This is a genomic window from Streptomyces sp. NPDC004561, assembly GCF_053602155.1.
On the sequence record NZ_JBSGDB010000460.1, the window covers coordinates 1 to 6,947 of the forward strand.

A 6,947-nucleotide genomic window follows, 5' to 3' on the forward strand; every position below is an offset into this window, starting at 1 on the left:
ACTCACGGGTCAATAACGTCGCGCCCTTTTCGCGTGCCGTGGCCGTGATTCGGCCAGGCCACCGAATTCCCCGCAAGCATCGCGAAACCCTCGGGTGCCGCCCCGGGTTCCTCCGCCGTGCCGAACTCCAGCACGAACCGTCCGGGCAACCCCGCTCAGGGCAAGCCGAGTTCGGGCTGGCCCGTGATGCCGCCGCCGGACCTGGACCTGGCGCCGCGGCCCGTGCCGAGGGCGCCGCTCACCGACGTGGTGCCCAGGCGCACGCTGGTGATCATCGCCGTACTGGTCGCCCTCGCGGTGCTCGGGGCCGTGCTGGCCATCGCGCTGAGCGGCGGGGACGACAAGGGCGGCAAGAGCGGCGCCGCCGGGCCCGCGGCCGGCGCCGGCGCCTCCACCAAGGAGGACAAGAACAAGGGCACCAAGGGCGCGGGCGGTACGGACAGCGGGACGCGGGCGGACGGGCGGTCGGCGTCCGCCGGCACCGGTTCCGCGAAGGCCCCCGGCGCGAGCGAGTCCGCCGACGGCGCGGGCTCCGCGTCGCCCGGCGCCAAGGGCGGCGGGAGCGCGCCGGCGGTGTCGACCCACACGGGCGGCCAGGGCTACACGATCGGGCTGCCCAAGGGCTGGAGCTACCAGTCCAGCGGGGCCGCCGGGGACCGCTACACCGGTCCCGACGGGCAGAAGCTGCTCATCGGCTGGACGGGTTCCCCCAAGAGCGACCCGGTCGCGGACTGGCGGAACCAGGAGGGCTACATGGTGCGCCCCCAGTACCACCGCATCCGCATCGAGAAGGTCGGCTACCGCAGCTGGAACACCGCCGACTGGGAGTTCACCTACGCCGACGGCGGCACCTCCTACCGCTCCATCGACCGGGGCTTCGTGGTGAACGACCACCTCGGTTACGGGCTGATGTACACGGCGAAGGCCGACGACTGGCAGAGCGGCCTGCGCAAGGACACCTGGCAGACCCTGACGGAGTCCTTCCGGCCCAAGTCCTAGGCGCCGGGCGCCGCTTTGGGGCGTGAGAATCCGGCATCCACTCGGTGCGGGTTGCCTCCGGCACGTATCGTGAATGGTTGCGGACCGTACGCAGCCGGAAGCGTGTGTGAAACGGGCCGTCAGGCGAACGGATGTGACCGACCGGGCGGCCGGGGGAGGCAGAGTGGACGACTACGCGGGCCGGGTGCTGGCCGACCGCTACCGCCTGCCGTTGCCGCCGTCCGACGAGTACGAACTCACCGAGACCCGCGCCTTCGACACCTACAGCGGCCAGGAGGTGCTGGTCCGGCAGGTGCCGCTGCCGGAGGTCGTCGAGGCCGAGGTGCTCGACGCGGAGGGCCTGCCCGAGGGGTTCACCGCCCGTGAGCGCGGGGCCCGTCCGGCGCCGTCCGCACGGACCGCCACCCGGCAGCCCGCCGACCCGGCGGTGCGGCGCGCCGTGGAGGCCGCGCAGGCGGCGGCCCGTATCCCCGACCACCCGCGCCTGGACCAGGTCTTCGACGTGTTCGCCGAGGGCGGGTCCCTGTGGATCGTCAGCGAGTGGGTGGCCGCGCGCCCGCTGTCCGCGCTGCTGGCCGAGAAGCCGTTGACGCCGTACCGGGCGGCCGAGGTCGCCTCCGACGTGCTCATGGCGCTCCGGGTGCTGCACGGTCATGGCTGGGTGCACCGCAACATCACCGCCCGCACGGTGCTCGTCTGCGACGACGGCCGTGTGATGCTGACCGGCCTCGCGGCGGGCGCGGCGGAGGAGGCGCTGTGCGGGTACGACCCCGTGCCCGTCCAGGACGAGGACGAGAACGAGGAGCCGGCGGAGCCGGGCGCCGGGGTAACTCCCGGCGGGGGCCGGGCGGTGCCCCCGGGCCGGCCGGCCGGTGCCGCGGGGGTTCCGTCCGCCAATGTCGATCCCGAGGCCGCGCGCCGGGCCGCGATCCAGGCGCGGGCGGCCGGGCCACTGCCGGTGCCGGGCGCGAACGGGGCGTCCGGCGGGCCCGGGGTGCCCGGGCCGACGGGACAGCGGGCCCTGGAGAGCGGCGCGGACATCCGTGCCGCCCGGGCCGGGGCCATCGCCGCGTACCGGGCGGGCGCCCGTGCCGCCGCCCGGGTGCAGGAGGCCCAGCACAGCGGGCGCGCCGCGCTGCCGGGGGCCCGGCGGGCCGCCGACGGCGACACCGGCGGCGACCGGACCGACGGTGCGGCGCAGTCGTCGTACCCCTCCGGCGAGGGCACCGTCATACCGCCCGGCCGGACAGTCGACCCGTACGGCGTGCAGGGCGCCCCGTGGCACGGTGCCGCGCCGCGCACCGGTCCGGCCGGTACCGCGACCCCGGCCCCCGCCCACGAGGGCCACCCCGCCGCCCCTGCCCTCCCGGCGCAGGCCGGCGGCCGTTGGGACAGCCCCGACGCCGGTGCTCCGCTCCGCAGAAGTCCCGCCACCGCGCTCGCCGCCGAGCGGGCGCGGCAGGTGCGGATGACGGTGGTCGGGCCGGTGACCGAGCGATGGGCGCCGGAGCAGGCCGGGCCCGTGCACGAGAACTGGCAGCTCGCGGCGCCGATCGGGCCCGCCACCGACCTGTGGGCGCTGGGCGCGCTGCTCTTCCGGGCCGTGCAGGGGCATGCGCCGTACCCGGAGGACTCCACGGCCGAACTGGTGCAACTGGTGTGCGCGGAGCCGCCCGCCTTCGCCGAGGAGTGCGGCCCGCTGCGGCCGGTGGTGGAGTCGTTGCTGCGCCAGGACCCCATCGAGCGGCTGGACTTCGAGGAGCTGAGCGGCTGGCTGCGTTCGCTGGTGCGGTCCGCGCCCGAGCCGGACGCCGGTGCGCATGTCGTCTCCGTGCCGCCCGCCGACCCGAGCCGGCTGCCGATCGTCCGGCGGCGCGGCGAGCTGGTGCGGAGGCGGCGCGCCGGGCTGCCCGCGACCCATCCGCACGGCCGGCACAAGCGGGGCCGGGAGGAGGAGGGTTCGCCGCGCAGCCTCGGCCGGACCCTGCTCCTGCTGATCCTGCTCCTGCTGGCCGGGGCGATCGCCTACGCGATGCTGTTCATGCCGAAGCAGGGGGAGAGCGGCGCCGCCGGCCGCACGGACCGTACCGGCAGCGCGGGGGAGGCGAGCCCCGCCCCCTCGGGCACCCGGCCGCCGTCCTCAGGGCAGGGCGCCCCGGACGGCAGCCCCTCCGCGTCCGCGCCCGCCACCGAGACCCAGACCGGAGGGGACTCCTCCGCCGCGGACGGCTTCACCCTGCGCAAGGACCCCGAGGGATTCGAGCTCGCCGTCGCCGAGGGCTGGGGCCGCACCCCGAAGAACGGCAGCGGCCAGGTGGTGTACGCGCACGGGAACTTCGAGCTGATCGTCGTGCCCGGCCGCGACAGCGCCTCGGCCTACGGCAGCGACCCGATGGTCTACCAGCGGGACAAGGAGAGCGAACTCCAGCCGTACCGGGACTCCAGCTGGGCCACGGCCACCGGTCTGCGGACCATCGAGGTGGGCGGACGGACCATGGCCGAGGGGCAGTTCACCTGGACCGACGGGCAGGGACGCGACCTGTACGTGCGCAACATGGCGATCCTGCTGAACGGCCGCTACCACCTCGTCCAGGTCCGCGGCCCGGAGGCCGACCGGGACGAGGTGACGCGGCTGTACGAGCAGGCCACCGCGACGTACCGCTATACGGGTTGAGCACCGTGTGCACGGGCCGGGCCGGCGGTTGTCCGGTTCCCGCTCTCGCGGAGAAATGACCATCGTCACAGTGCGGTTTCCTTGGGACCCCGCTTGTTCCCTGATGGCAGGCCGGTCCTTAGTCTGACCCTGACAAGAGCATTGCGGGGCAACGTGAATCAGATGCAGGGCCTGCTCATAGCGGGCCGCTACCGGCTTGCCGACTCCATCGGCAGCGGCGGCATGGGCCGGGTGTGGCGCGCCCACGACGAGGTGCTGCACCGGACGGTCGCCGTCAAGGAGTTGACCGCCGCGCTCTATGTCTCCGACAGCGACCGGGCCGTTCTGCTGGCCCGCACCCGGGCCGAGGCACGGGCCGCCGCGCGCATCAACCACTCGGCCGTCGTCACCGTGCACGACGTCCTCGAACACGACGGCCGCCCCTGGATCGTCATGGAGCTGGTCGAGGGCAACTCGCTTGCCGACGCGGTCAAGGAGCGGGGGCGCGTCGAGCCGCGGGAGGCCGCGCGGATCGGGTTGTGGGTGCTGCGGGCGCTGCGCGCCGCGCACTCCGCCGGAGTGCTGCACCGGGACGTCAAGCCCGGCAACGTGCTGCTCGGCAGCGACGGCCGGGTGCTGCTCACCGACTTCGGCATCGCCCAGATCGAGGGCGACACCACCATCACCCGCACCGGAGAGGTCGTCGGCTCGGTCGACTACCTCGCGCCCGAGCGGGTGCGCGGCCACGACCCCGGCCCCTCCTCCGACCTGTGGGCGCTCGGCGCCACGCTGTACACGGCCGTCGAGGGCCGCTCGCCGTTCCGCCGCACCTCGCCGCTGAGCACCATGCAGGCGGTCGTCGAGGAGGACGCCGACGAGCCGCGCCACGCCGGGGCGCTCGGCCCGGTCATCTCCGCCATGCTGCGCAAGGAACCGGCCCAGCGGCCGGGCGCGGAGGAGGCGGAGCAGATGCTCGCCGAGGCGGCGGAGGGCCGACGGCCCAGCACCGCCCAGGCGTTCGTCCCCACCCAGGGCTCGGGCGTGCACGCGTCGGGGACCCAGGGGGCGGGACACGGCTCCGGGCCGGGCGCCTCCGGATACGACTCCGGAACGTCCGCCTCCGGATACGGCCCGGGTACGGCCGTCCCCGGTCACGGGGCGGGGACGGCCGCATCCGGGTACGGCGGCGCGGCCGCGGGCCGTTCCGGGACCGGCCCGACGACGCTGGGGCCCACGACCGTGGGCCCGGTGCCCGCGCACGGCGGGGGACGGGCCGGCCGGCCCCGGCGCCGGCGGCTGCGTACGCTTGTGCTCGTCGTCGCCGTGGCGGCCGTGCTCGGCGGCGGCGCGGCGGTGGCCTTCCAGGAGTGGAACGGGACGCGGCAGGACTCCGGGACGCGCGGAGGTTCGACGCCCGCCCCCGGCTCCTCGGCGAGCGACGGCAGCACCCAGGGCCCCGCGGGCACGGTCCCCGCCGACTGGCGGACCTACCACGACCCGCTGGGTTTCAGCCTCTCCCTGCCCAAGGGCTGGAAGCGGAAGGTCTACGAGCTCAACGGCGCGCTGAAGCAGGTCGACTACTCGCCCGACGGCGGTCTGCACTTCGTCCGCATCGCCATCGACGCGTCTCCCGACTTCGCCGACGCCTACAACCACCAACTCGATCTGGAGCAGCAGCTCCAGCGGCTGGTCGGCTACAAGCGCGTGACCCTGAAGGAGAACCTCTACCGCGACTGCAAGGGCTCGCTCTGGGAGTACACCTGGAACGCGCTGAAGAAGGACCCGCCGCACGTCGCCGGTCCGCGGCACGCGGTCGAGGAGACGTACTTCTCGCGCGCCGGTGCCGAGTACGCGATCTACATGTCGTCGCCGGCCCAGGACTGGGCGCGGGCCGACAAGCAGTTCAAGTGGGTGCTGCAGACCTGGCAGCAGCCGAACGAGGGCTGATACGGCCGAAAACCGCTGGTCGATCGGCTCGGCTGGCCGGTCGGTGCCCCGGAGGGCGTGGGTCCGGTGCGGCATGATGGGGCGCATGGGGACCGAGGGCGCCGACTTCCGTGTGATCGCGGGCCGTTACCGTCTGGAGGCGCGCATCGGGCGCGGCGGCATGGGCGTCGTGTGGCGGGCGAGCGACCAGTTGCTGGGCCGCCGCGTGGCGGTCAAGGAACTCCTCCAGGACGACTCGCTGGCGGAGGACGACGCCCGGCGCCGCCGGGACCGCACCTTCCGCGAGGCCCGCGCGGTCGCCCAGCTGCGGCATCCGCACATCATCGTCGTGCACGACGTGGTGGAGCAGGACGACCGGCCGTATCTGGTCATGGAGTTGATCGACGGCGGTTCGCTGGCCGACCGGATCGCCCGCGACGGCCCGGTGGACGCCGCCGAGGCCGCGCGGATCGGCATCGCCCTGCTGAGCGCGGTGCGCACCGCGCACCAGGCCGGGGTGCTGCACCGGGACATCAAGCCCGCGAACGTCCTGATCGAGTCCGGCACCGACCGGGTCGTGCTCACCGACTTCGGCATCGCACAGGTCGCGGGCGCCACCACGCTCACCGAGACCGGTTCCTTCGTCGGCTCGCCCGAGTACACCGCGCCGGAGCGGATGTCCGGGGTGCGCACCGGGCCGGAGTCCGACCTGTGGTCGCTCGGCGCGCTGCTGTGCACGGTGCTCAGCGGCGAGTCGCCGTTCCGGCGCGACTCGCTCGGCGGCATCCTGCACGCGGTGGTCGCCGCCGACATCCGGCCACCCGAGCAGGCCGAACCGCTGCTGCCCGTCGTACGGGGCCTGCTGGAACGCGATCCCGACCGGCGGCTGGGCGCGGCGGAGGCCGAGCGGATGCTGGGGGCGTATCTGGAGACCGGACACACCCCCGACGCACCCGGCGCGGCCGACACCCCGGGCGGCGGGCGCGCCCACCGGATCGTGGGGGCCCGTACGCCGAAGGCCCCCGCGCCGTACGCGCCGACCCAGCCGGACCTGCCGCGTGGCGCGGCGCAGCCGCCCGGCGCGCCCCGGCCGCCGGCGGAGCAGTCGCCGGGGCGGCCGTCCACGCGCGGGGTGCTGATCGCGGCGCTGCTCGTCGCCGCGCTGGCGGGTGCGGGCGTGTCGGCCGCGGCGCTGCTGCTGAACCGGGACGGGAACGGGGGCGGCGGCAGCCCGGGCGGCACGGCGACGACCCCGGCGACCGGCACCGGCAGATGGAGGGCAGCCAGTAGCGCTTGCGCTGGAAGGCGTAGGTGGGCAGGTCCACGCGGGCGGGCGCCGGGTGGCCGGCGTGGTAGCCGTCCCAGGCGA

3 protein-coding genes and 1 pseudogene are annotated in these 6,947 nt (G+C 75.2%); all 4 read left to right on the forward strand.

Annotated features, from left to right (window positions below):
• Window positions 1–72: 72 nt before the first annotated feature.
• Window positions 73–999: pseudogene (locus ACWEN3_RS37715) on the forward strand (serine/threonine protein kinase); the annotation flags it as partial.
• A 163-nt stretch (window positions 1,000–1,162) separates the two neighbouring features.
• Window positions 1,163–3,673 (forward strand): protein kinase, encoded by a 2,511-nt coding sequence (locus ACWEN3_RS37720; RefSeq protein ID WP_452980620.1) that lies wholly within the window; start codon window positions 1,163–1,165, stop codon window positions 3,671–3,673.
• Between the two features lie 162 nt (window positions 3,674–3,835).
• Window positions 3,836–5,599 (forward strand): serine/threonine-protein kinase, encoded by a 1,764-nt coding sequence (locus tag ACWEN3_RS37725; protein ID WP_452980623.1) that lies wholly within the window; start codon window positions 3,836–3,838, stop codon window positions 5,597–5,599.
• An 85-nt stretch (window positions 5,600–5,684) separates the two neighbouring features.
• The coding region (locus tag ACWEN3_RS37730; RefSeq protein ID WP_452980626.1) for a protein kinase domain-containing protein at window positions 5,685–6,947 on the forward strand (1,263 nt) is incomplete at its 3' end.

Coding starts and splice junctions, on each gene's coding strand:
- ACWEN3_RS37725 (WP_452980623.1), top strand. CDS start 3,836: ATGCAGGGCCTGCTCATAGCGGGCCGCTACCGGCTTGCCGACTCCATC.